This window comes from Exobacillus caeni (assembly GCF_005747095.1).
Classification (GTDB): Bacteria; Bacillota; Bacilli; order Bacillales; family Guptibacillaceae; genus Exobacillus; species Exobacillus caeni.
Window position 1 is genome coordinate 84645 of the sequence record NZ_SWLG01000008.1, and the last position, 20824, is coordinate 105468.

Consider the following 20824-nt stretch of genomic DNA (forward strand, 5'->3'; position numbering starts at 1 on the left):
AGAACAGGGACGATTCCTGTTCTTTTCGGCTTATGGATGGCACATTTTGTCCATTTCATTACTGCCTAGTTATTTGGTTTCAAGATGAATGCAATCACACTATTATCAAGAATGAAATCCCAGTCGACAAAAACATCCTGTACCCTGGCATCCAGGATAGAAGGGAAGTGAGTATTGTTAATTAACAGTTCTCCTTCTAGTTGTCGTTTTGCCACACGCAGGTTTTCATCAAAGCCAAGTGTGATCAGTTGCTTTTCGATAGGTACCAGAATCCCTTCTCGGATAACGAGCAAGGAACGTGAACTAAGCATATAGGAGTCCACTGAATCAGGAGCTTTTTCAGCCTGTTGGCTGATACTTGCAATTTCTTGATGGACATCTTCTTTTCCAGTGTATTTCCTTCTCGAATCTTCTCCGTCTTCAGGAATAGCAGGACTCACGGCCACAAATATACCTGTTTGTCTGGAAAGATTCCAATCATAATATATATGTTGAATTTCTATATCGGTAATCCCTTTTATTTGTCCCCGGATTTCTGGATCCAGAGACTTCATTAAGTATTCCCGAGTAGTTTTCACAGTTATATCTTGCCCCTGGTCCAATAGCACTTGTTCCGTTGCAGAAAGAAAACCGCTAACATAGACCAGAACATAGGGGTTGGATATGGTCACATGGATCGCTTCAGGACCTTTACCAAATTTATCCCGCAGCAACTTTCCAAAATTATTAGCCAATTTTGTTTGCTGTGCTTTAATATCCATAAGTTTAAATCATCCTCATTTTGTAAGAAAGAAGCATCATATCTTCTGTCCTACTTTTATTTTAATATTTAACATGTTCTATGTAAACTATTAGTCGGCTATATTTAAATTTTCCCGGAAGACATAATAAAAAACGTTTTTTTGAAGCAGGAACTAGTTTTTATTTTTATTATGGAAGCAGATTACACTGTCACTAATTGATAATCGACTATACGAAAAAGGAAACCCCGACAAAAAGGGTTTCCTTTTCTCTTTGAAAACAAGTTGTTTTACATAATCTTCTTCAGAGAATGTTATTGTTCTTTCCGTAATAAAGGCATCGTACAGCAGCGGAAAGATCCGCCAGACTTAATGATTTCAGAAATATCCACCTCAATTACGTCAAAACCTTTATTTCGAAGCTGTTTATTTACTTCTTTATTGACCGGAAGACTGAAGATTTTATTATCGCCGATTGCTAGTACGTTTGTCCCAAGGGTGAATTGTTCACCTTTCGAAACTTCGATTAGATCATAACGAGAAGAAAATAAATCGATATCCACTTTAGTTAATGCTTCAGGATAAATCAATGCTACTTCTGGCGAAATAACATTGAAGACACAGTCCAAATGAAGATAGGTTTCTGTAAAAGGAACGGCCTTCACTTCAAACTGGGTTAACAGGCTTTGCAAACGTTCAACTGCTTTCCGGTTCGTACGATTGCTCAATCCAACATAGATAGTATTGCGGTCAATAATGACGTCTCCGCCTTCAATTCTATCTTCAGCCAGGTTAAAGTAAGAAATTTCTTCATCATCTAGCCATTGTTTTAAAACATCTTCCTCGCCACTTCGAACCTCACTTGCCATTTTAGCAATAAAAACCGTTTGGCCCAATGTAAATCCAATATCCCTTGTAAAAACTTGTTCGGGAAACTTCTCGTGATACGGGAGCAACACCACCTCAACACCCTGGCTCCGCAACTCTTTCACAAACCGGCCATGCTGCTCTACAGCTTTATCAATGTTAATTCCTTCGTTTTTGTATTGCTTTTGGGTCTCATTAATAACATCCCGAATGGTCATATAATGAGGCTCACACAGGACCACCTTCTGTAAGGAATCATACTCACTGTTACAATAGGCTAGCTTGCCTTTATGAGGTTGAGTTTCCATAAACCGCCCTCCTGAAAATATAATTACTATATATCATTACCATTCATTGGGTAAGATATTTGAATTCTGAAAAAGGGAAGAGAAGGGGCTTGAAATTTGATTACACGAACATATGTTTGTATAATTAAATCAGGAATATAATTCCAATAAAAATAGAAGGGAAGGTATTTTATGAAGAAACGGACGATGGAGATTTCTGAAATGATCAGGAAGTATCAGGAGGGGGAGAGTACTACCGTAATTTCAGAGCAGGCAAATGTTTCTCCCAGATATGTTCGACAAGTTTTAACAGATAACAATGTCCAAATACGCCCCAGAGGACATTGGAAGCGGCAGTATAGACTAAATGAACATTACTTTAAGACCTGGTCCAACAACATGGCTTACATACTTGGTTTTTTTGTTGCGGATGGAGTAATTAATAAGGATATGCAGAGTGTCGGATTTGCTCAAAAGGAAAAATATCTTCTAGAAGATATAAAACGAGAATTAAATTCCAATCAACCGCTTTATAAGAATAATTCAAGAGACGTCTATATTCTGATGCTCCATAGCAAGATTTTAAAGGTAGATCTTATGGAGATACATGGAATAACCCCGGCAAAATCAAATGTTGTATCTTTTCCTAATATTCCAGATGAATTTATGCACCACTTTGTAAGAGGTTATTTTGATGGAGATGGACATGTGAATTATGAAAGATATAATGTTAGTTTTGTAGGTGGGTCGTATCACTTCATGGAACAGTTAAAAACAGTTTTAGAAAATCAAAAAATTACTTCCCGAATAAAAGTCAAGGGAAAACATGTACGGCTTTTCATTACTGGAAGAAGAACAATAAGTAAGTTTGCTGATTGGATTTATAAAGACAAAGATATATATTTAAAAAGGAAGTTCCAAGAATTCGAAAAAGAAACTTTGCCTTTAAATTTGTTAAAAGATAGACCATTGAAAAATAATAAAGAAGCAGTTGCAAAAAGAAAAACAGATTTTTTAACTGATTATGCTAAAAACGGTTCTATAGAAACTGCATGCAAGAAAATAGGCATTAAAATAACAACATTTGAGCTATGGTTAAAAAAAGATTCAGTGTTTAAAACTCTTTTTATGGCATTAAATAATAAGAATAGGTTATAAAGAGAGGGTTATTAATTTAACTCCCTTTTCTTTTTGTTTTTTTACGGGTTTACATAATCTAAATTATAGGCACCTAAATTAAGAAAGTGGTTCCTTGTCTCAATTACTAAGTAAACTTTAGATAGTGAGACAAAACAAAAAATTCACTAAATACGTCATTTATTTTGGATTTTATTAAATCATTTAACAACCCAAAAAAATTCGCATCCAGATCAAGATGATCAAGATGCGAAAAATTTTCTAATCATTACTTTTTTCCTCACGATCTTTTCCAACTTCATTATCCAACAACATTCCACGTGCAAACTCAGCTCCAAAATTTCCAGCTGTTGCTGCATCTCTAGGATTTTGATCTGGTAACTCCTTATCGGTTCTTTCATGTTTTTTTGCCACTGTCATTGCCTCCCTTTAAAATTCATTTTTCTTTAAAAGCGCCACTGAATTGTGGCGCTCGTTGACTTTATAATATATTTTTATTGTTGGTTGTTATTTCGGTTAGTTACGTTCCTTACTGCTTTAGCTGTTTGATCTACTGCGTTCATTGCAGCATTCTCAGTTGCTTCAAGCGCATCATGAACAGCATGAAAAGCAGCTCCGGCCGTGTTTTTAATCTTATTTTTTACACCGTTTTGTTGATTTTGTTGATAATTGTTGTTTGCCATATCTTCACCTCCTATACAGGTATTAAGATATGTACTTCCCCTTATTTTATCCCTCCCTCGCTCTCTGGATATTTCCCTAATTATTTCCCATATCTATTTGCATAGTTTTTCTATTTCAACCTGATAATTTATGGTAAAATTTTGGTGATAATAGGCCTTTAAAACAGGAGGTATTTCTTTGAATGTAAAAATACTCCTTCCCATTTCCTTAATATCATTACTGCTACTTGGTAGCTGCTCTCTGGAAACCTCGAAGAATGACGATATAAAAGTTATACCTCACACAGAATATACACCAGATGACTCAATGATTGAGAAATTTAAAGAAATGAAACAAAGTGCTGATGCTGATCAAGCGCTCCATCAAACATACAAAGATTTGCCCATTATTGATGTACATAACCATGATGCCAGCGCAATGCCTCTTGATTATTGGAATGAATACGGAATTGATCGAACAGTCTTATTCGGCAATATATCTGAGCCAGCTGCACAGGTGACAGACAGCGCATCCTGGAATCATTATATAGACCATACAGATCGCATTTTCCCTTCATTTGCAGGTATTCCTTTAGATGAGGAAAATAATATGGAATTTAAAAAGGTTATGAAGGAGCATTTAGAACAGGGATATCTGAATATCGGAGAGATTGTGGCCGCTTCTACATACTCTCGTCTCACCTCTAATCTGAAATGGAAAGCAGAAAACCCTAACTGGGGAAATCTCCCTGGATTATATGAGCTTGCTGAAAAGTACAAGGTACCTGTTTTGCTGCATATCGATCCACCCAAAGGTGCACCGATCGCTCATTTAAAACGAGCGCTGGCAGATCATCCGAAAACGATTTTTATATTTGGTCACGGAAATGTGTTTAACTCACCAGCAAATCTTGCAAAGCTTTTAAAAAATCACGACAACCTCTATATTGATTTTTACGCAGGTTTTACTCGCTATGATAAAGGTAGCAGCCACAAGTTGGAGGATTTTGTTCCAATCATCGAAAAGTACCCGGACCGTTTTATGCTTGGGTCGGATTCAGGTTCAGGTATCGGTCTTTCAGATGGCTATGAAGCCATGTATGAAGTTCTTAATATGCTGGCCCCCGAAACTGCTGTAAAAGTTGCTTATCAAAATTATGAACGATTAATTGAAATTCAACCGCCGACAAAAACACAGATAAGAGAAATTGGAAAACTCACAGATAAGCTCAATATCCAGGATAAAAAGTACAAACTGAATAAGCGAGAGGCTAATGAATTGCTCTTTCAACTCCAAAAGCAAGTAGAAAACCAAACTTCCGCTGAATGAAGAAGTACCATGCCTAACGATTTAAAAGCAATGGTACTTTCTTTTTGTCTTATCCATTCCCATTTTAGAAGGAATCCATCATTTAGAATCGAAGTATTATTACGATGACCGAAATAAAATAAATGAGGTGAAATGTGTGAAGTCCTATTCAATTGACTCGATTCGACAAAAGTTTCCAGCTTTACAATCCAGCGATGCCCCTATTTACTTTGACGGACCAGGCGGAACTCAAATGGTTGAAAATGCAATCCATTCGATGACTGATTATATTACAAATGGCATGGCTAATCTCCATGGCACTTTTGATACAAGTGTTCGCACCGACCAGTTGCTCGATGAAACACGGAAAGCTGCCGCTAACCTGCTGGGTGCAAAACCAAAAGAAATTGCTTTTGGTCCTAACATGACTACCCTCGCCTTTTCGATTGCCAGAAGCATAGGAAAAATGCTAACTAATGAAGATGAAATCATTGTAACGGAGCTAGATCATCGCGCTAACGTTGACCCATGGGTGACACTTGCAAAAGATGTTGGAGCAACAATAAAGTATATTCCGCTTCACGTTGAAACAATGACTCTAGATATGGAGGCTCTAGACGATCTTATAACTGAAAAAACAAAATTAGTTGCGGTTGGAATGGCTTCAAACGTCACTGGTACAATAACAAATGTGAAAGAAGTCATACGCCAGGCAAAACGCGTCAGTGCTTTGACTATAGTGGATGCAGTACATGCTGTTCCTCACTTCCCGATCGATTTCACCGAGCTTGGTGCAGATGTATTGCTATGCTCTGGATATAAGTTTTTTGGACCTCATGTGGGGATTGCCGCGATACAAGAACAATTGTTCGAGAAGCTGGAAACATATAAGCTTGCACCCGCTCCTTCCTACTATCCAGATAAATTAGAGACAGGAACACAAAACCACGAAGGAATCGCCGGCCTTAAAGGGGCGATAAAATTTCTCGAAGATCTCGGGAAGGGCCAGACAACTCGCGAACGTATTGTAGATGGCATGAAACAAATTGATGCTTATGAAGAAAAACTTGCAGCAAAACTGGAAGAATTCTTTAGAACAACTCCTTCAATCACCTTATACCGGGCTGATAAAAATGTTCCTAAAACCCCAACGTTTGCATTCACTGTAAAAGATGCAAATTCAAGGGAAATCACAAAATGGCTTGCCGATCATTACAATATGAACGTAGCAGATGGTGACTTCTATGCTTCCATTATGGCTGAGAAGTTTGATGTTTATAACAATGGGGGTTGGATCCGAATAGGCCTTGCACCTTACAATACGATTGAGGAAATTGAACAATTTATAAAAGCGATGGATAACGTGCTTATTAACAAAACTCTTTCAGAAACCACTTAAAATTATCCGATTCACTACTAAGAGAAACAAAAACAATCAAAGCCTGGACGTATGCACCAGGCTATTTATTATAATGCTTTTTCTTGGTATGGGTGAAGAAATTAATTTGCACCTTTCCCTTTTAAAAAAAGTATTCTGAGTAAATCAGCTGTTTTCTTCCTGCGTTGAAACCTGCCAGGTTATACCGAATTTATCTTTTACTTGTCCATAGGAAGGGCTCCAAAATGTTTGTTGAAGTGGCATCAAAACTTTCCCATCTTGTTGCAACTTTTCGAAAACTTTTTCTGCTTTCTCCGCATTGCTAATCATAACGGCAACCGTGACTTGTTCTCCTATCTGATATGGCTGGCCAGGAAAAGTATCAGAAAGCATTAAGTCTGTATTTCCCACTTTTAAATGAGCATTTAAAACACGGTCTTTTGCTTCAGGAGGAGTTGGAAATTCCGGGTTATCGGGCATGTCCCCAAAAGTTTGTACCCCAAGCACTTCCGCTTCCAGCGCTTCTTCATAAAACTTAACTGCTTCCTGACCGTTACCGTTTAACACTAAGTATGGATAAATCGATAAAACCATGTAGAACCCTCCATTTCACAAGGCTTTAAGTTTAAATGTTATACCTCAAGGAACTAACGATACTCTTTTTGCTTTCTAATGTGCCTTTCCGTAAGTAAAGAAAGATATGCCACTGCGGCCAGGCCAATTCCTCCCATAATAATCGCTACTATACGGGGAATTCCGTTTTTGAAATTAATAAACAATGTTATAAAGCTAAACGCAACAAGAGAAAAAGAAAACCAGTGTGAATACCTTGAAAGAAACTTCCTCATATGTGAATTCTCCTTACTATAAATTCTGCAAAAGGTCAGTTATTCCTTTTTCTACTATTGGATTACTATACTTCTTAATCTTCTTATGAAATTTAAAGAAACGATAATGGTAAATAGCTAAGGTCAGCGAGGATTCACATTAGGAATTGGCAATTTAATCGTGAAAGTAGTTCCTTGATTTTCTTTACTTTCTACTTTAATTTCACCTTTCATACGCTTTACAATCTGGTAGCAGACAGTTAATCCAAGGCCAGTACCCTTTTCTTTTGTAGAATAGTAAGGTCTTCCTAGCAACTTAAGTTGCTCTTTTGGCATGCCACCCCCATTATCTTTTACAGTTATGATAATTTGGCCATGTTTGTTTTCAAGCGCTTTAACCATTATTTCTCCGTTTTCTTTAATCGCCTCGATAGCATTCTTAAGAAGGTTGATCAGTACCTGCTGCATCTCTACCTTTAATCCTTGAATCGAGAGGTTTTCTGCAACATTTTTTTTAATTTTTATACTACTCATCACCGCATATGTCGACATAACTTCCACTGAATCGTTAATAACTTCTGTTAAGCTGAACACCTCGAACTCTTCTGTTTGCGGCTTTGCCAATGAGAGATACTGGTTGATAACTTCCTGTGCCCGATCTAATTCTTTAATTGAAATACTGATAAATGTTTTTTGTTCATTTGATAGGACTTCCCCCTGTAAAAGTTGCATAAAACCTCTTACAGTCGTCATAGGGTTTCGTATCTCATGTGCAACAGACGCAGCCAATTGACTGACAACATTCAGTTTCTCTGCTTTTAACAACTCTTTTTTTATCCTGATTTGCTCCATCCTGTTTTCAATTAAATAAACGATCAGCACAAGGGTTATCCAAATAATTATTGTGGAACTTATCATAAACGGTATTTGCTCCAATTCATTTTCGTAGATCAAGTAGATTGTTCTTGTGAACGGAATTGCTAAATAAAATAGAGAAATGGTCAACAACTTTCCCCGTGAGTCATAGCGACGGTAAAGCTTTGATATAGGAACCAGCAATAAACAAAAAACAGCATAATTGCCGAATAACTTTACAAAAACATGATCAGTGAAAAAACTGACAAGCAGCATCGCCAGAAATGTTAAAAATCCAACTCTGATTCCACCGTATAAAAACGCTATTATAATCGGAATAACTTTAAAGTCATAAACATACCCGCTGGAATAAATAACGGGAAAACCCATTGTGAAAATGAGAATAACAATGTTCATTAAAAGAAACCCTGTGTTAACTCTGTTTGGATCGTTTTCCTTTTCATCACTAAACATTTGGTATAGTAGGATAGTAAACAAAATAAATACCACGTGTAAAATTAAGTGGTGAATAGTCTCTACCATAAAAATATCTCCTTAACACATAAGTGTGAATTGGCAAGTTATACCTATTCATTCGCCACCTTTTCCAAAATATCCTTTTAAACAGACAAAAAACGCGCAATTTAGCGCGTTTCTAATTTTTTTTGATTAAAATCTTTATCCGTTAAAGCTTGCCACTCTTCCTTTAGCAACCCATAAACAACATGATCAACATAATGATCATACAACCATTCTGCGTGTCGAATAAGCCCTTCTTCCTTAAATCCTAACCGCTCTGGAATAGCTCTGCTTTTATAGTTTTCTTTAGCAACTCTTATCTCCATTCGATTCAGTCTAATATCATTGAACCCATAAACAATTAAAGCATTGCATGCTTTAGTCACTATGCCTTTTCCCTGGAACTTTTCTCCGATCCAGTAGCCTATGATTGCTGATTTATTGGAATGATTTATTTCATTAAACCCTATTACTCCGGCAATCGATCCCTTGTAGATCATAGCAACCGTTTTTGGAAAGCCTCCAGTATCTGCAATGCTTTTTAATGTTGCTTCTATAAATGCCTTTGAATCATTTACTTCTTTGTTGTAGTCCAACCATCCCAGCCATTTTGAAAGGTGCTTTCTTGAGGTATCCATCAACTGAAAAAACTCTTCTGCATCATAGGTATTTAATAATCTCAAAGACAAATCTTCATCAATTTTATATACAAACATTTTATCCCCCTCTAGAACTGTCTAACTTGTGTTGTTTATGGTGTATTTAAACACTTGATCGTTTTGTTTCCGAACTCTCTAATATAGTAAAGGTATCCTTCTTTACCATCATAATTGTAGCGTTTATTGAACATCCGAACGACAACAAGGTCTTGTTCCGGAACAACCAGTAGCATCGGCCCTGTAACACCAAGGATCTGGAAAGATCCTAACGGAACATCCTTTCCAATCTCGTTCATTTTTGCATCGAATTCTTTCACAAACCATAAAAACCCGTTTTGAGGAAGTTCCCTGTCTACCATTAAAGGACTTTGGATACCAGTTGCCATTTTGAACACTTCTTTAGGCAAAACTTGTTTTCCATCGATCATTCCTTTTTTCAAATGAAAGTATCCCCAGTAAGCTAGCTCTTTTGCAGAAACATAAAGCTTTTTCGCGTTATCTTTCATCGAATCCGATAGTGGATCTGTTTCCTGCCCGGCTTCCCCAATGACGGATACTAGTTCTTCATCTTTAACAGCGGGCCAACCTGTTCTAGTTAATTGAAGCGGCTGAAAGACCCGTTCCTGAAGTAGACTGGCAAGCGATTTATCAAAAACCCTTTCGACTATTTCAGTAAGCATTCTAATATTGGAATCTTCGTATGCCCAGTTGGTACCCGGGGCAAATCGCCTTATTAATTCTCCGCTTCCGTTTTCCGACAATCCATGTGTGTGTGTCAGCAAGTGACGCAATGTTGTATTAATCACAACGTTTTTATCATAATCAGGCAGATAGTCTAAAACGTTATCATCTATGCTGTTTATCTTCCCTTCAAAAACAGCGAGTGCAACGGCAAAACCTAGATAACTTTTTCGAACAGATGCAACATGGAAGCGTGAATGTTCATCTACCTGTCTTGATGCTTGATTATGAGAGTGTGTGCCTCCATAATATTCCGTTACAACTTGTCCATCATGAATAACGAACACAGCTTCTGCTGAACCACCGTTTAGCTGGTTGATCTTTTTTGCATAATCGACAAGAGAATCAAATTGATCGGTATTAGAATTTGGCAATTGCATAATATGTGAATCCCTTCTATCACTTTCTCCATTCTACCTATTCTGTTCGTTACTCGTAAATTCCTTTATCCATTTCATCCAACATTTACCTGTATAGAAAAGAAAACGGTTACAGATAATGATATCAAGCAACATCAAAACTATAAAAAGACTACACAGGAGGTAATATCGAATGGCAAACAACGCAAGAAATAACAACAATAATGAACTTCTTGTAAGTGGTGCAGCACAGGCGATTGATCAAATGAAAATGGAAATTGCTCGTGAGTTTGGTGTTCAACTTGGAGCGGATACAACTTCCCGCGCTAATGGTTCTGTAGGTGGAGAAATCACAAAGCGTCTTGTAAGAACAGCTCAGCAATCAATGGGCGGGTATGGCCAATAATTATTAAAATAAGTTGAGGAGGCAAAGCATTTTGCCTCCTTATTTTTTTGCCATGTATGGACCAGGAAAAAGTATTATCACTCCCCGTATTCTTCTGCAGCCAACAATCCTTTAACAATAAGAGTCACTCTTTCTTAAAAACAAATCCTTGCAGGTCTCATTTTCCACTTAAATATATTCCGAACTAAAGGATGTACATAGAGTAAACTTTTGTTTTGATATTCTTCATAGCCTTTTTATCTGCATCACAAGTCATTTCCACCCCCATTACTATAGATAACGACAAAAACTATAATGATTTGTTTACATGATGAGTTCCGAAGAGATTCAAATTAAGACAGCTAAATGAACTCTCTTTTCTTCCCGTATAGGATAACATTTTGATGCTATTGATTGTGATAGTAGATTTGCTTAGAAATTTCCAAGCAGGGTATACATAGGTGGGGTATCTTACAGAAAAACGGAGGGAGGTTACTTTCTTATGTCAAACTACAAAAAGAACAGTATTTCTTTAGTGGGAGCAGTTGGCCTTGGGACCGGAGTTATGATCAGTGCAGGTATCTTTGCGCTGCTGGGGCAAGTTGCAGAACTCTCCGGAACATGGTTCCCTCTCATATTCTTTATTGGAAGCATTGTTACAGCTTTCAGTGCCTATTCCTATATTAAGTTGAGCCAGCAATATCCATCAGCAGGTGGTATCGGCATGTTTCTGGTCAAAGAGTATGGAAAAGGAACGATTAGTGCTTCTGCATCTCTTATGATGGCTTTTTCAATGATCATCAATCAGAGTCTGGTAGCTCGTACGTTTGGAACTTATACTCTCCAACTCTTTGAGGGAGAACAGCCAAAATGGTTAGTCCCTTTGTTGGGTGTTGTGTTGGTGGTCGTAGCATTTTTAATAAACATTTCAGGGAATTCGTTTATTCAAACATTTACATCTGGTGCATCGCTAATTAAAATAATAGGACTAGTTGTTTTTGCAGTTGCCGGAATTTGGGTCGCAGATTTTGCACTAGCACCCGCTGAACCTGGAAGTAATCCGCCAGATCCGACTTTTATTAGTTATATAGCTTCGGTTGCACTAACCATTCTCGCTTTCAAAGGGTTTACAACAATAACAAACAGTGGTGCTGAAATAACGAAACCGAAGAAAAATGTTGGAAGAGCAATTACGTTATCGATCTTAATCAGTCTTGTCGTTTATGTTTTATTGGCATCAGCGGTCTCAAGTAATCTATCGATAACCCGAATTATTGAAGCAAAGGACTATGCCCTTGCGGAGGCAGCACGTCCGGCATTCGGTGACTATGGCCTCTGGTTAACGGTAATCCTTGCAATAATCGCAACAGTTACAGGCATTATCGCCAGTGTTTTTGCTGTTTCAAGAATGCTTGCGATGTTAACAAACATGAAGTTGATCCCGCACAGTCACTTTGGAATGCCTGGATCCATTCAGAAACACACGCTTGTCTACACGGTTGCACTGGCAATGATTCTTACCATTGCCTTTGACTTGAGCAGGATTGCTTCCATGGGTGCTATTCTTTATCTCATTATGGATATGATGATCCACTGGGGCGTGTTCAAAAATTTAAGAATAACAGTGAAAGCAAATCCAGTGATTGTACTATCGGCTTTCGTGTTGGACGGAATTGTTCTAGTCGCCTTTATATGGATAAAACTAAAAACTGATTTGCTTGTTGTTGCGGTATCAGTAATCTTTATTATTCTTATCTTTATTGGTGAACGTTTCTTTTTAAAAAATGAAACGCAAAGCACATAATTAACACCAAAGAGGTTCAACCTGAATCCATCGTCTTACTTAATACGTTGGGTTATTCAGAGATGAACCTCTTTAACAACCAATATCTTATTAATAATTTTAGTTGCTATATCCCTGCTGATTGCTGAAGTCTTCTCGCAATCTCCATAAAATCTTCTTCGGAAATCCCGGGTGCGAATTCTTCCGGAATTTCTTCCAGGTTGGGAACAGGTCCTCCCTGCGGAGTACCAACAACCACCTCCAGTTGATCACCGGATCTCGGATCTTTCCCTTTCCATATTTTCGAAACATCCTTATAATCAGTCTGACTAAACGTATAAAGTTTTCGATGGACACCTTGTTCCTCAAATTTACGAGCTGTTTCAAACGCACTGTTATCAAGATTTGGGATTGGAATCAGCTTAGTCATATCAACTCCGGTAGCTATCTTCAAAGCCTTTGCATAAGCAAGAACATGCACCCCACCGCGTACAAGAAGGTAACCGATCATTTCACGCGCAACTTCATTCGTAGTCATTTCATACACACGCATCTTATGGGTTCTAGCTCCACATTCAAGGAAAAAGTTATGAAGTAAGTCCAGAATCAAATTTCCGCTATTAAAAACATAGTCTCCACGCCAGGAATTCCCCATAGAATCTCCGGGAATAGATGTTTGAGCCGTTCCGATGAAATGATACGTATTTCTCAGATCTTTTGCTTCTTGCATAGGAGCAACATTCGGATTGCCGTTAAAAGTTGTACCGGTGAGCATAAGGTTAATCGTTGTCGATACAAGCTCTACGTGTCCCATCTCCTCTGCTGTAACGCTTGCGACCAAATCATAGAATGGCTTGAATTTTTTCTTGTTGCGGAAATTAAATGATTGATACATGTAATTATTTAAAGTAGACATCTCTCCAAATCGGCCACCGAGGAGTTCTTGGACAGCTGCAGCAGCATTCGGATCAGGCTGCTTTGGCTTCGGTAATTCTATCAGCAATTTATTGCTTCGCTTAAACAATAAAATCCCCCCATCATCATAGTTGGGAAAAGGCAATTAATCACTATGATGTATGAGAGGGAATGCTTGTTCTATGACAACTTATTCGGGCATAATCCAGACGATCTGTTGGATTCTTACAAAGAAAAGCGTTCCTTCTGAATCGAGTACAACATGATCCGGCAACACATTTTTCACGATTCCCTTTACATTTCCTCTTGTAGTATCCACAATAATCTTCTGTCCCATGACATTTAGAAGTGTTTGATAAAAATACGGGTCGACCATCGATACCATCGAAGGTGTAGTCTGATATTGATTAGCCACTGGCCTATTGTTATAACTCATGAATAAAGCTCCTTTCCACTCTCATCGGTAAAATGTATGAGGGAAAAGAACAACTCATGATAATTTTTCTTGCCTGCATTTTCACTTAACTTGGGTCGTCTAATTTCGGAATGAAGAAAAGAATAATGAAAAGCAAAACACTTGTACTGATGATCCCTTTCCATGCAAAATGATCCCAGAGCTTTCCGACTGCTGTACTTCCGATTGCTACACCAACGTAGTAATTGATTAAGTAGAAACTTGATGCACCGCTTTTATGATGTGTCGCCGTCCGGCTAACAAGAGCAGCTGCCATCGAATGGGAGATAAAGAACCCTGTACAGATGACTCCAAGACCTATCAAGATGAGCGGGGTATAATGGAAAGCAGTGAGCCATGTTCCGATCGCTAGTAAAATTATTCCTCCGAAAAAAACTTTAGGAAGTCCGACTCTGGAAGAGATTCTTCCCGCAAGGGGTGGTGCTAGTACACCAAGAGAATAGGCGAAATATGTGAACGATATCGTTCTCAACGTCCAACCAAAAGGTTCATCATGTAAATAGAACGGTAAGTATGTCCAGATAGCAGTGAACACCGTTTGCAATAATAGCCCCGTGATAAATAATGGTATCAAGCGAGTATCTTTTAAATGAACAAACATGCCCTTTATATCCGATTTAAGGGAAGCGGGCTTTTTCTCAAACAGTCGTTCTTTCGGCAAAAGAAAGAGAAACAAGAAAATAACGATTACTCCAAAAGCAGATAGAGTTAAAAGTGTCGTCTCCCAATTGAAAAGATCAGTGATATAGCCGGCGAAAACTCGTCCCCCCATTCCTCCAAGGGCATTGCTCGCGATATAAAACGTCATCGCCAGGCTTAAATGGCGTCTATCGATTTCATCCCCCAGGTAACCCATCGCTGCCGCCGGAATCCCTGCGATAAAAAATCCCTGCAAAAAACGAAGAGTGACGATGAAGGTAAAGTATTTTGCAAACGGCATAGCTAATAAAGTAACGACAGTAACGATGAGAGAAAGTATCATAATCGGTCTTCGGCCATACCTGTCAGCCAAAAAACTAAGTACAAAAAGACCTACCGTCATCGTAATAACAGACGATGACACCAACAAACTGGAAGATGTCGGTGTTATATTAAATTCCTTTACAAAAACAGGCAGTAACGGCTGGAAGACATACAAGGTTGAAAATATCAGTAACGAGGCGACAGTAAAGGCAGATATGATTCGCCAAAATTCAGGGTTTTGCTTTGTATATGGCAATACTTTTTCAGGTTGGACATCCATCGCTTTTCATCCTTTTATTATATCGAATACATTATTTTTCGATTTAAAGTTTTAATCTACTGATTCGTTAAAAGAAAAAAAGAAGAAAGGCAAAGAAACCTTTCTTCACACCTCTCCATCTTTTACTTTCTGAAAGCATCTGGGGAGTCTGTTATATCGATTCCCCATACGCATGGCAGATAGAAATAAATGACTATTGTAATAATAACAATAGAAAAGGTATTGAGCCAAAATCCTGCTCGCGTCATATCCGGAATCCTTAAATATCCAGAACCGAACTCGTTTCTGTTTGGATGAACAGCAACAGGTAACATGAAAGCACAGCTGGCAGTTAAACCAGCTGTGCTCATCAATGCATATGTGACTAAAAAAACAGCCGTAGCCAGGGATGCCATGATCGGATATATCAATGTTGCTGTGGCAGTATTTATTCATCGGATATGTGCTTTCACAAAAAATCCGTGATCGCAAACAAGATGATAATCCCTCTACTACATCTGTAACAATTTATTATGTTGTACAGGCCAAAAATTTGCTTTTACTCATCCGTGGCCTTACAGTTGCGATAGATAAATAAATAGAAAGGAATGTCGAGTATGGCACAATCGATTGAAGGTAAAACCGCATATGTGACAGGCGCCGGCCGAGGAATCGGAAGGGCAGCGGCTTTAGAGCTTGCGCGTGAAGGAGTTCATGTAGGTATGATCGCTCGTACGGAAAGCGCACTCGAAAAAGTTGCAGAGGAAGCTAGATCCTTTGGAGTAAACGCAAGTATAGCAATCGCTGATATTTCGAATCTGGAACAAGTAGAAACGGCAATAGGAATGTTGAAAAATGAACTGGGTCCCGCAGATATTTTGATCAATAATGCTGGCATAGGAACGTATGGGCCTTTTTTAGAAATTGATCCAGAAGAATGGAAAAGGACCTTTGAAGTGAATGTCTTTGGAACATACCATGTAACACGCACTGTTCTGCCTCAACTTATTGAAAAAAACGGCGGTGACATCATCACTATTTCGTCCAGCAGCGGCTTAAAAGGGACCGCGAAAAGCACAGCATATAGTGGGTCAAAGTTTGCTGTTCAGGGGACAATGGAAGCCTTGATGCAGGAGGTTCGCAAAAATAACATCCGTGTCATAACACTTAATCCAAGTCTGGTCGCTACAGAGATGACTTTTGGGGAGGAACTTGAAAAAAGCGATAAAGAAAAATACATGCAACCAGAAGATTTGGCGGAACATATGGTTTCCCTGTTAAAATTGCATCCACGTATCTTTATCAAACAGTCTCTTCAATGGGCAACAAATCCATTTTGATGAAATAAACATAAATGTAAATATAAAGATAGAAAAATAGAGAATAGGGCATGCCCATTCTCTATTTGTTTTTAACTAGCTGATTTCCAGTTATATGCTAGTTGTTTAGCGATTTTGTAGAATCTTGTTGCACTTTAAACATCATTAGCCCGCTGATCAGAAAGAATATCGAGCCAACATAGAAAATAGCATGAATGGTAAGATAATCGATTAAAAACCCACTTCCCATCACAGCAAGTGCTGAACACATCGTTGTCCAGAAATGATAGTTCCCGATCAACTCCCCTTGTTTTGATCCTGCTGTAAATTCCGTTAGCATGCTTTTTTCACATGTTTTTTGCATGGCACCCAGAACGCCGAGAAATACTTGAAGCATATATACCTGCAATAATGAACTAACAAGTGGAAGGGTGATAAAGGCAACAGCCATTCCCCAGGCGTGAATAATAAGAAACACCTTGCTCCCCACCTTATCAGAAGTTTTACCGATCCATCGGTGGACCAATGCGGAAGTCAAAGTGAATAAACCATAAGCAAGGCCAAACTGTGCAAAGCTAGAACCGACGTTTTTAATGAACAAAAGATAATACGGAAAAACAATGCTGCTTGAAATCAATGCGATACTTTGAGAAAAAATGAAGATCCTCATTTGCCATACTCCTCATAAAACATATTTACAAAGCGCTCTTCGGGATCTAACTTCCGTTTCATAGAAAAGAATTCTTCTGTTCGTGGATAAGCAAGCTTCATTTGTTCTTTTGTCGGATAAGAGTAATACGGTAAATAGTAGCTTCCTCCATGTTCTAACGTCACGCCGATCATCTTTCGCACCACTTTTTGTGTTTGCTTTTTATCCTCTTCAGCTATTCCTTGATTAATTAACAGTACAAGGGCAAACATATCGTCTTTCGCAAAAGATAAGACAGCATCTTCATTGTGGCCGACATAGCGGATCGTAATATTTACTAGATTAAATTCTTCTTCTGACAATATCCCACGCAAGTCTTCAATATAAGACGAGAACTCATCAACTGGCACAAAGTATTCCTGTAAAATATCAGTGTTCTCTTCATCTTTGTATTCGAGAAACTCCGACTCAGAGCGCATGCTGTTGTTCCTGGAAACATAACTTCCGTCTTTTTTCTCAAAATATTTATTTTGCAGCTTCCAGAACATTTCTTTTCCCCAATCAAAGTCTCTTGAAAGACCGAGCAATGGCTTTGTGAGCCAAGTTCCTCTGTCAGATTTCAGTTCATTATAATTCTTTAAGTCTTCCTGTTTTTCTGCTAATTCATAGTCAGTTACATACATGTCTTTTAGAAAAGAATCCGGAGAGGTTGAGATCCTTGCAAGATGCATGCGAACATTTTTGTTTCCCTTTACGTTTTTCTTAAAATAAGATGGGTAGTCTTTGTAGTCCATTTGTTTTGTTCTCATTTGATATAACTCATCATTCGTCAATTCAATCTCCACGTCCAAGATCATGCCAAACAATCCATAACCACCGATGACTAACGGAAAATATTCACCATTTTCGGTTCTTGATACGGTGATCACCTCGCCGTCTGGTTTTAACAGCCGAAAAGATTTCACCGTTTCAATTAAAGAACCGTTTCTTATATCTCTGCCATGGACGTTAACAGACAAAGAACCGCCAATCGTAAAGATATTCTGCGATTGCATTACCTTTATCGAGAGGCCATAAGGGTTGATCGCTTGTTGGATATCATCCCAGGTTGCTCCGCTTTGCACACGGACTATTTTTTTCTCAGGATCAATTTTCAGAATTTCGTTATAGCCGGTTGTATCCATCACAACCGCGTCTTCGTAGTATGTATGTCCTCCCTGACTATGCATTTTGCCCGCGATCGATACTTTTAAGTCCTTTTCATTCGCTTCTTTTACTGTGTTTATAAAGGATTTCTCTTCATTGCCTTTAACAACTCTCTTGACCTTTACGGGCATCAACCCGCTCACATCACTTATCGTCGATTTGCTATCCGTTTTCTCTTGTGAAACTGAATATAAAAAGAAGCTTCCATATCCGATTAGAAAAAGGATAATAGCTATGTTACTTTTGATTCTCATTAAAGGCATCCCCCTTTACCTTTAAACAGACTTCCTTTATGAGTTCTACCTTTTTGTAAGTGAATGAAATTTATTAAAAGCCATATCTTGATCAAACGTGCTGTACCAGCGATAATCATCTTCGTCTAAAATCCGGTAGTGCTGGCTGATCATGTTTCGTTGAAGTCTAAAGCAACCATGTTTCTCGACCTCAACCCACCATACTTTACCTCCCATCGTCTTTTCCTTTGGCTTTTCGATCGATTCATGGGCAAGGGTTTCTATCATATCTACTGGATCTTCACCCAAAGCATTCCGTAATACTTCGCTGTCTCTAAACAAAGCACATACAGCAACTGTTAGCGTCCAACTAGCTTTTGTTCGTCCTTTTTCTATCTGGACAAGCGTTTTTTTGCTGACACCAAGTAGCTCTGCCATCTTAATCTGTGTTAAGCCGTCTTCCGTACGGATCAGCTTTAACTTTTCACTAATCAGCTTCACAACATCATCCTGAGTCATCAGGACACCTCCCATTTACACCTTATGTGTAATTTTACACCTTTTGAATATTTTTTCAACTCTTCATATTAAAAAAAACACTACTTAAAAAAGTAGTGCTTTAAACTTTATTTACGAAATAACTATTTTTTCACTTCATAGTGCAATTGCGCCATCTGGTTATAACGAGAAATATCTTTTAGCTCCAGGTCGATTTCATAATCTCCCCTTTTAAACAATGGTATGCCTTTACCTATCAATGATGGTGCAATTTGTATATAGATTTCATCGATTAAGTTTTCTTCTAAGAAAGCATGAATTAACTCTCCGCCACCAACAAGCCAAATATTCTTTCCCTCCTCCCTCTTCAGTCTGTTTGTAAGTCCCACGATATCATTGTTAACAAATGTCACATTCTCATTCTTTACAGTCGTTGAACCAGTCATCACATAACATTTCTTCTCTTTAGATGGATAATTGCCATTCTCATGCTCCATCACCCAATCGTACGTTCTTCTCCCGACTATTTCCGTATCAATCGTTTCATGAAATTTTCCGAAACCGTTGTCTCCTTCCCCTTCCATTCTAAACAGCCAATCCAATGAATCATCTTCCGTCGCAATATACCCATCAAGGCTTTGCGCAATGTACAAAACGATTTTTCTTCGTTCCTTCATACTCATCCTCCTCTTTTCACCTTGTAATCTTTCTTTTTGTTATTATAATAAAACCATATAATTCAAATATGACATCTGTTGTCATATTATAAATGAAAGGGGAAATACATTGCGTGCAGACCGATTGATTTCAATCTTACTCTTACTCAAAAAAAGAGGAAAAGTTACAACAAAAGAACTAGCCCAGGAATTAGAAGTAACACAGCGTACGATCCATCGTGACATGGAAGCTTTAATCTCTGCAGGCATTCCCATCTTCTCGGAAAGAGGAAAAGGCGGCGGATGGAGCATAATGGACAACTGGCAAAATCGACTTAGCTGGTTGAAAAACGAAGAAGTGCAATCCTTATTTATCCCTTCTTCTAACAACCTATTAGCGGATCTCGGTTTCAACGAAATCTCAGAGAAAGCCAGGGAAAAGCTGTATTCCTCTGTTCCGTATCAACATAAAGAAGAAGCTATAAAATTATGGGAAAGAGTGTACATTGACACAAGTACCTGGAAGGACAGAACCGAACACCAGGCTTTTATTACGGACATTAAACGTGCCCTGTTCAACGAAAAAAAACTAAAAATTATTTACGAAAAATACAATGGAAAATCAGATGAAAGGATAATTGAGCCCCTGGGATTAGTTTCAAAGGGTGATAAATGGTACCTTGTTGCATTAAAAAAGGGGGAATACAGAAACTATCGAGTATCCAGAATAAAATCGGTTATCATGCTTGATGAAGAATTCACTTATCCATCCTATTTTAACCTTCAAAGCTACTGGAAAAAATCAAAAAAAGAATTTGTAAATAATCTTCCCCGTTATATCGTACAAGTAAAAGTTTTAAGCTCGATAATACCAAGATTAAAATTCACCGGAAAATTTGTGGAGGTTATTGAAGTTGGAAATAATGATATAGACCAATGGCTCCCCGTAACACTAAGCTTTCATTCCGAAGAGGAAGCGGTTGAATACATATTCGGATTCGGAAATAAGATGAAAGTTGCTAATCCCGTACATCTTAAAGATACATTAATCATCATGGCAAAAGATGTTATTGATATGTATAAAGAATAAGATAAACATTAAAAAAGGAAGAGACAGTAGGCTTCTCTTCCTTACTAATAGTC

Annotated in this window: 25 protein-coding genes; 8 read left to right on the forward strand and 17 right to left on the reverse strand. The window is 38.1% G+C overall.

What is annotated here, in order from left to right; translation table 11 throughout:
• Positions 1-65: 65 nt before the first annotated feature.
• Positions 66-761 carry a Na-translocating system protein MpsC family protein gene (locus FCL54_RS12710; RefSeq protein ID WP_138126996.1) on the reverse strand — a complete coding sequence of 232 codons (696 nt, stop codon included), beginning with the start codon at positions 759-761 and terminating at the stop codon, positions 66-68.
• A gap of 293 nt (positions 762-1054) precedes the next feature.
• Positions 1055-1915 carry a dimethylarginine dimethylaminohydrolase family protein gene (locus tag FCL54_RS12715; protein WP_138126998.1) on the reverse strand — a complete coding sequence of 287 codons (861 nt, stop codon included), beginning with the start codon at positions 1913-1915 and terminating at the stop codon, positions 1055-1057.
• A 171-nt stretch (positions 1916-2086) separates the two neighbouring features.
• On the opposite strand from FCL54_RS12715, the gene FCL54_RS12720 reads away from it, so the two are divergent.
• On the forward strand, positions 2087-3052 hold the full coding sequence (locus FCL54_RS12720) for an LAGLIDADG family homing endonuclease (protein WP_246055230.1): 966 nt from the start codon (positions 2087-2089) through the stop codon (positions 3050-3052).
• A gap of 240 nt (positions 3053-3292) precedes the next feature.
• Here FCL54_RS12720 and FCL54_RS24050 read toward each other — a convergent pair whose 3' ends face one another.
• Together FCL54_RS24050 and FCL54_RS12725 are read right to left on the reverse strand one after the other, a co-directional pair.
• Entirely contained in the window at positions 3293-3445 is a 153-nt protein-coding gene (locus tag FCL54_RS24050; RefSeq protein ID WP_171016830.1) for a hypothetical protein, read from the reverse strand.
• Between the two features lie 80 nt (positions 3446-3525).
• Positions 3526-3714, reverse strand: coding sequence for a hypothetical protein (locus FCL54_RS12725; RefSeq protein ID WP_138127000.1), 189 nt, complete (start codon positions 3712-3714; stop codon positions 3526-3528).
• 178 nt (positions 3715-3892) lie between these two features.
• Here FCL54_RS12725 and FCL54_RS12730 point away from each other — a divergent pair, with 178 nt between their 5' ends.
• Positions 3893-5023 (forward strand): amidohydrolase family protein, encoded by a 1131-nt coding sequence (locus tag FCL54_RS12730; protein ID WP_138127002.1) that lies wholly within the window; start codon positions 3893-3895, stop codon positions 5021-5023.
• A 136-nt stretch (positions 5024-5159) separates the two neighbouring features.
• Entirely contained in the window at positions 5160-6401 is a 1242-nt protein-coding gene (locus tag FCL54_RS12735) for a cysteine desulfurase-like protein (protein WP_138127004.1), read from the forward strand.
• Positions 6402-6545: 144 nt separating this feature from the next.
• Here FCL54_RS12735 and FCL54_RS12740 read toward each other — a convergent pair whose 3' ends face one another.
• From FCL54_RS12740 to FCL54_RS12760, 5 genes are all read right to left on the reverse strand, one after another.
• The gene (locus FCL54_RS12740) at positions 6546-6974 is read right to left on the reverse strand and encodes a VOC family protein (protein WP_138127006.1); all 429 of its coding nucleotides are present in this window, start codon (positions 6972-6974) and stop codon (positions 6546-6548) included.
• A gap of 53 nt (positions 6975-7027) precedes the next feature.
• Entirely contained in the window at positions 7028-7228 is a 201-nt protein-coding gene (locus FCL54_RS12745; RefSeq protein ID WP_138127008.1) for a hypothetical protein, read from the reverse strand.
• A gap of 123 nt (positions 7229-7351) precedes the next feature.
• Positions 7352-8605 carry an ATP-binding protein gene (locus tag FCL54_RS12750; RefSeq protein WP_138127010.1) on the reverse strand — a complete coding sequence of 418 codons (1254 nt, stop codon included), beginning with the start codon at positions 8603-8605 and terminating at the stop codon, positions 7352-7354.
• A gap of 101 nt (positions 8606-8706) precedes the next feature.
• Positions 8707-9297: a GNAT family N-acetyltransferase gene (locus FCL54_RS12755; RefSeq protein WP_138127012.1), complete on the reverse strand. Its 591-nt coding sequence runs from the start codon at positions 9295-9297 to the stop codon at positions 8707-8709.
• Positions 9298-9332: 35 nt separating this feature from the next.
• Positions 9333-10361: a serine hydrolase domain-containing protein gene (locus tag FCL54_RS12760; RefSeq protein WP_138127014.1), complete on the reverse strand. Its 1029-nt coding sequence runs from the start codon at positions 10359-10361 to the stop codon at positions 9333-9335.
• Positions 10362-10533: 172 nt separating this feature from the next.
• Between FCL54_RS12760 and FCL54_RS12765 the strand changes: the two genes are divergently transcribed.
• Together FCL54_RS12765 and FCL54_RS12770 are read left to right on the forward strand one after the other, a co-directional pair.
• Entirely contained in the window at positions 10534-10746 is a 213-nt protein-coding gene (locus FCL54_RS12765; protein ID WP_138127016.1) for an alpha/beta-type small acid-soluble spore protein, read from the forward strand.
• A gap of 481 nt (positions 10747-11227) precedes the next feature.
• Positions 11228-12529: an APC family permease gene (locus FCL54_RS12770; RefSeq protein ID WP_138127017.1), complete on the forward strand. Its 1302-nt coding sequence runs from the start codon at positions 11228-11230 to the stop codon at positions 12527-12529.
• 106 nt (positions 12530-12635) lie between these two features.
• On the opposite strand, the gene FCL54_RS12775 is transcribed toward FCL54_RS12770, so the two are convergent.
• The 4 genes from FCL54_RS12775 to FCL54_RS12790 all read right to left on the reverse strand — a co-directional run bounded on the left by FCL54_RS12775 (position 12636) and on the right by FCL54_RS12790 (position 15527).
• Positions 12636-13532, reverse strand: coding sequence for a manganese catalase family protein (locus tag FCL54_RS12775; RefSeq protein ID WP_138127018.1), 897 nt, complete (start codon positions 13530-13532; stop codon positions 12636-12638).
• Between the two features lie 81 nt (positions 13533-13613).
• Positions 13614-13859, reverse strand: a complete 246-nt coding sequence (locus FCL54_RS12780; protein ID WP_138127019.1) for a YuzF family protein — start codon at positions 13857-13859, stop codon at positions 13614-13616.
• Positions 13860-13944: 85 nt separating this feature from the next.
• Entirely contained in the window at positions 13945-15141 is a 1197-nt protein-coding gene (locus FCL54_RS12785) for an MFS transporter (protein ID WP_138127020.1), read from the reverse strand.
• A gap of 122 nt (positions 15142-15263) precedes the next feature.
• Positions 15264-15527, reverse strand: coding sequence for an anion permease (locus FCL54_RS12790; protein WP_246055250.1), 264 nt, complete (start codon positions 15525-15527; stop codon positions 15264-15266).
• Between FCL54_RS12790 and FCL54_RS24415 the strand changes: the two genes are divergently transcribed.
• Together FCL54_RS24415 and FCL54_RS12795 are read left to right on the forward strand one after the other, a co-directional pair.
• Positions 15454-15606 (forward strand): hypothetical protein, encoded by a 153-nt coding sequence (locus FCL54_RS24415; RefSeq protein ID WP_246055263.1) that lies wholly within the window; start codon positions 15454-15456, stop codon positions 15604-15606. The two genes, FCL54_RS12790 and FCL54_RS24415, sit on opposite strands and share 74 nt — an antisense overlap.
• Positions 15607-15737: 131 nt before the next feature.
• Positions 15738-16460, forward strand: a complete 723-nt coding sequence (locus FCL54_RS12795; protein WP_138127021.1) for a 3-ketoacyl-ACP reductase — start codon at positions 15738-15740, stop codon at positions 16458-16460.
• A gap of 97 nt (positions 16461-16557) precedes the next feature.
• On the opposite strand, the gene FCL54_RS12800 is transcribed toward FCL54_RS12795, so the two are convergent.
• From FCL54_RS12800 to FCL54_RS12815, 4 genes are all read right to left on the reverse strand, one after another.
• Entirely contained in the window at positions 16558-17109 is a 552-nt protein-coding gene (locus tag FCL54_RS12800; protein ID WP_138127022.1) for an MFS transporter, read from the reverse strand.
• Positions 17106-18548: an FAD-binding oxidoreductase gene (locus tag FCL54_RS12805; protein ID WP_138127023.1), complete on the reverse strand. Its 1443-nt coding sequence runs from the start codon at positions 18546-18548 to the stop codon at positions 17106-17108. Before FCL54_RS12805 ends, FCL54_RS12800 begins: the two co-directional genes overlap by 4 nt.
• 45 nt (positions 18549-18593) lie before the next feature.
• Positions 18594-19046 carry a helix-turn-helix transcriptional regulator gene (locus tag FCL54_RS12810; RefSeq protein ID WP_138127024.1) on the reverse strand — a complete coding sequence of 151 codons (453 nt, stop codon included), beginning with the start codon at positions 19044-19046 and terminating at the stop codon, positions 18594-18596.
• Between the two features lie 122 nt (positions 19047-19168).
• The gene (locus tag FCL54_RS12815; protein ID WP_138127025.1) at positions 19169-19702 is read right to left on the reverse strand and encodes a dihydrofolate reductase family protein; all 534 of its coding nucleotides are present in this window, start codon (positions 19700-19702) and stop codon (positions 19169-19171) included.
• 109 nt (positions 19703-19811) lie between these two features.
• Between FCL54_RS12815 and FCL54_RS12820 the strand changes: the two genes are divergently transcribed.
• A complete protein-coding gene (locus FCL54_RS12820; RefSeq protein WP_138127026.1) occupies positions 19812-20771 on the forward strand; it encodes a helix-turn-helix transcriptional regulator in 960 nt (319 codons plus the stop codon).
• Positions 20772-20824 lie beyond the last annotated feature (53 nt).

Coding starts and splice junctions, on each gene's coding strand:
- FCL54_RS12710 (WP_138126996.1), bottom strand. CDS start 761: ATGGATATTAAAGCACAGCAAACAAAATTGGCTAATAATTTTGGAAAG.
- FCL54_RS12715 (WP_138126998.1), bottom strand. CDS start 1,915: ATGGAAACTCAACCTCATAAAGGCAAGCTAGCCTATTGTAACAGTGAG.
- FCL54_RS12720 (WP_246055230.1), top strand. CDS start 2,087: ATGAAGAAACGGACGATGGAGATTTCTGAAATGATCAGGAAGTATCAG.
- FCL54_RS12725 (WP_138127000.1), bottom strand. CDS start 3,714: ATGGCAAACAACAATTATCAACAAAATCAACAAAACGGTGTAAAAAAT.
- FCL54_RS12740 (WP_138127006.1), bottom strand. CDS start 6,974: ATGGTTTTATCGATTTATCCATACTTAGTGTTAAACGGTAACGGTCAG.
- FCL54_RS12745 (WP_138127008.1), bottom strand. CDS start 7,228: ATGAGGAAGTTTCTTTCAAGGTATTCACACTGGTTTTCTTTTTCTCTT.
- FCL54_RS12750 (WP_138127010.1), bottom strand. CDS start 8,605: ATGGTAGAGACTATTCACCACTTAATTTTACACGTGGTATTTATTTTG.
- FCL54_RS12755 (WP_138127012.1), bottom strand. CDS start 9,297: ATGTTTGTATATAAAATTGATGAAGATTTGTCTTTGAGATTATTAAAT.
- FCL54_RS12760 (WP_138127014.1), bottom strand. CDS start 10,361: ATGCAATTGCCAAATTCTAATACCGATCAATTTGATTCTCTTGTCGAT.
- FCL54_RS12765 (WP_138127016.1), top strand. CDS start 10,534: ATGGCAAACAACGCAAGAAATAACAACAATAATGAACTTCTTGTAAGT.
- FCL54_RS12770 (WP_138127017.1), top strand. CDS start 11,228: ATGTCAAACTACAAAAAGAACAGTATTTCTTTAGTGGGAGCAGTTGGC.
- FCL54_RS12780 (WP_138127019.1), bottom strand. CDS start 13,859: ATGAGTTATAACAATAGGCCAGTGGCTAATCAATATCAGACTACACCT.
- FCL54_RS12785 (WP_138127020.1), bottom strand. CDS start 15,141: ATGGATGTCCAACCTGAAAAAGTATTGCCATATACAAAGCAAAACCCT.
- FCL54_RS24415 (WP_246055263.1), top strand. CDS start 15,454: ATGAAAGCACAGCTGGCAGTTAAACCAGCTGTGCTCATCAATGCATAT.
- FCL54_RS12795 (WP_138127021.1), top strand. CDS start 15,738: ATGGCACAATCGATTGAAGGTAAAACCGCATATGTGACAGGCGCCGGC.
- FCL54_RS12800 (WP_138127022.1), bottom strand. CDS start 17,109: ATGAGGATCTTCATTTTTTCTCAAAGTATCGCATTGATTTCAAGCAGC.
- FCL54_RS12805 (WP_138127023.1), bottom strand. CDS start 18,548: ATGAGAATCAAAAGTAACATAGCTATTATCCTTTTTCTAATCGGATAT.
- FCL54_RS12810 (WP_138127024.1), bottom strand. CDS start 19,046: ATGACTCAGGATGATGTTGTGAAGCTGATTAGTGAAAAGTTAAAGCTG.
- FCL54_RS12815 (WP_138127025.1), bottom strand. CDS start 19,702: ATGAAGGAACGAAGAAAAATCGTTTTGTACATTGCGCAAAGCCTTGAT.